This is a genomic window from Lactobacillus sp. N54.MGS-719 (genome assembly GCF_000980505.1).
Taxonomy (GTDB): domain Bacteria; phylum Bacillota; class Bacilli; order Lactobacillales; family Lactobacillaceae; genus Lactobacillus; species Lactobacillus amylovorus.
In genome coordinates, this window is the sequence record NZ_LARO01000089.1 from 1 (window position 1) to 1,814 (window position 1,814).

Sequence of the window (1,814 nt, forward strand, 5' to 3'; positions counted from 1 at the left end):
ACTAGACCAACGGACCAAAATTGCGGGGGCTGGATTTGAACCAACGACCTCCGGGTTATGAGCCCGACGAGCTACCAGGCTGCTCTACCCCGCGATAATAAATTAAGTGACCCATGCGGGATTCGAACCCACGATACCAGCGTGAAAGGCTGGTGTCTTAACCGCTTGACTAATGGGTCATGACAAGTGACCCGTGCGGGATTCGAACCCACGATACCAGCGTGAAAGGCTGGTGTCTTAACCACTTGACTAACGGGTCATAACGGAGAATGAGAGATTCGAACTCTCGCGCCGCTTTCGCGACCTACACCCTTAGCAGGGGCGCCTCTTCAGCCACTTGAGTAATTCTCCAATGGGTCTAAGTGGACTCGAACCACCGACCTCACGCTTATCAGGCGTGCGCTCTAACCAGCTGAGCTATAGACCCATATATTATTAAAGCGGGTAACGAGAATCGAACTCGCGACAACAGCTTGGAAGGCTGTGGTTTTACCACTAAACTATACCCGCATTAAGCAGAAACTTAATTATCTTAATGGCGCGGGACGGAATCGAACCGCCGACACACGGAGCTTCAATCCGTTGCTCTACCAACTGAGCTACCGAGCCATATAAACGGTCCGTACGAGACTCGAACTCGTGATCTCATCCGTGACAGGGATGCGTCCTAACCAAAACTAGACCAACGGACCAAAATTGCGGGGGCTGGATTTGAACCAACGACCTCCGGGTTATGAGCCCGACGAGCTACCAGGCTGCTCTACCCCGCGATAATGAAAAGGAGGATAAGAGATTCGAACTCTTGCGCCGCTCTCACGACCTAGCGGTTTTCAAGACCGCCCCCTTCAGCCACTTGGGTAATCCTCCATAAATGAAAAGCTGTCGAGTGTTATGAGGCCCAATGGACCTTGTAGGACTCGAACCTACGACCGGGCGGTTATGAGCCGCTTGCTCTAACCAACTGAGCTAAAGGTCCCTAACAGCCAGTCAATCGCGGCGGGGGGGATCGAACCCTCGACCTCCCGGGTATGAACCGGACGCTCTAGCCAGCTGAGCTACACCGCGATAACAATTTTCATTGTTAATCGGGAAAACAGGATTCGAACCTGCGACCCCCTGGTCCCAAACCAGGTGCTCTACCAAGCTGAGCTATTTCCCGAAAAGTGCACCCAGAAGGAGTCGAACCTTCAACCTTCTGATTCGTAGTCAGACACTCTATCCAATTGCGCTATGGGTGCAAAAGATGCCGAGGACCGGGATCGAACCGGTACGGTTATCACTAACCGCAGGATTTTAAGTCCTGTGCGTCTGCCAATTCCGCCACCCCGGCATTATGGAATTGACAAAGCGGAAGACGGGATTCGAACCCGCGACCCCCACCATGGCAAGGTGATGTTCTACCACTGAACTACTTCCGCATAATATTCAAGATGCCGACTAGAGGGCTCGAACCTCCGACCCCCTGTTTACAAGACAGGTGCTCTGCCAACTGAGCTAAGTCGGCGCAAAAATTACGGTATTCCGCATCTCAAAGCCTCTCTATGGCAATGAGCCGTGACGGGTTCGAACCGTCGACCCTCTGATTAAAAGTCAGATGCTCTACCGACTGAGCTAACGGCTCATGAGCATAATGCTCAATGGAGGATACAGGGCTCGAACCTGTGACCCTCTGCTTGTAAGGCAGATGCTCTCCCAACTGAGCTAATCCTCCATAATGCATGGCAATGCCCTATCCTCGCAGGGAGCGATCCCCCAACTACTTTCGGCGCGTTGAAGCTTAACTTCTGTGTTCGGCATGGGAACAGGTGTATCCT

Annotated in this window: 19 tRNA genes and 1 rRNA gene; all 20 read right to left on the reverse strand. The window is 52.6% G+C overall.

The window, feature by feature from the left end:
* Nucleotides 1-20: 20 nt before the first annotated feature.
* A tRNA-Met gene (locus tag WS44_RS09040) sits at nucleotides 21-94 on the reverse strand.
* Between the two features lie 13 nt (nucleotides 95-107).
* Nucleotides 108-179: transfer RNA gene (locus tag WS44_RS09045), tRNA-Glu, on the reverse strand.
* 8 nt (nucleotides 180-187) lie between these two features.
* Nucleotides 188-259, reverse strand: a tRNA-Glu gene (locus WS44_RS09050).
* Nucleotides 260-263: 4 nt separating this feature from the next.
* Nucleotides 264-351, reverse strand: a tRNA-Ser gene (locus tag WS44_RS09055).
* A 2-nt stretch (nucleotides 352-353) separates the two neighbouring features.
* A tRNA-Ile gene (locus WS44_RS09060) sits at nucleotides 354-427 on the reverse strand.
* Nucleotides 428-439: 12 nt separating this feature from the next.
* Nucleotides 440-510 (reverse strand) — tRNA-Gly (locus tag WS44_RS09065).
* Between the two features lie 26 nt (nucleotides 511-536).
* Nucleotides 537-609 (reverse strand) — tRNA-Phe (locus WS44_RS09070).
* 7 nt (nucleotides 610-616) lie between these two features.
* Nucleotides 617-692, reverse strand: a tRNA-Asp gene (locus tag WS44_RS09075).
* 4 nt (nucleotides 693-696) lie between these two features.
* Nucleotides 697-770, reverse strand: a tRNA-Met gene (locus WS44_RS09080).
* 9 nt (nucleotides 771-779) lie between these two features.
* Nucleotides 780-867 (reverse strand) — tRNA-Ser (locus tag WS44_RS09085).
* A gap of 35 nt (nucleotides 868-902) precedes the next feature.
* A tRNA-Ile gene (locus WS44_RS09090) sits at nucleotides 903-976 on the reverse strand.
* Between the two features lie 15 nt (nucleotides 977-991).
* Nucleotides 992-1,065, reverse strand: a tRNA-Met gene (locus WS44_RS09095).
* Nucleotides 1,066-1,085: 20 nt separating this feature from the next.
* Nucleotides 1,086-1,159, reverse strand: a tRNA-Pro gene (locus WS44_RS09100).
* Nucleotides 1,160-1,164: 5 nt separating this feature from the next.
* Nucleotides 1,165-1,238, reverse strand: a tRNA-Arg gene (locus WS44_RS09105).
* 6 nt (nucleotides 1,239-1,244) lie between these two features.
* Nucleotides 1,245-1,330: transfer RNA gene (locus tag WS44_RS09110), tRNA-Leu, on the reverse strand.
* A 16-nt stretch (nucleotides 1,331-1,346) separates the two neighbouring features.
* Nucleotides 1,347-1,418: transfer RNA gene (locus WS44_RS09115), tRNA-Gly, on the reverse strand.
* Nucleotides 1,419-1,431: 13 nt separating this feature from the next.
* Nucleotides 1,432-1,504: transfer RNA gene (locus WS44_RS09120), tRNA-Thr, on the reverse strand.
* Between the two features lie 44 nt (nucleotides 1,505-1,548).
* Nucleotides 1,549-1,621, reverse strand: a tRNA-Lys gene (locus WS44_RS09125).
* Between the two features lie 17 nt (nucleotides 1,622-1,638).
* Nucleotides 1,639-1,711 (reverse strand) — tRNA-Val (locus WS44_RS09130).
* Between the two features lie 5 nt (nucleotides 1,712-1,716).
* Nucleotides 1,717-1,814: ribosomal RNA gene (rrf, locus tag WS44_RS10190) — 5S ribosomal RNA — on the reverse strand; the annotation flags it as partial.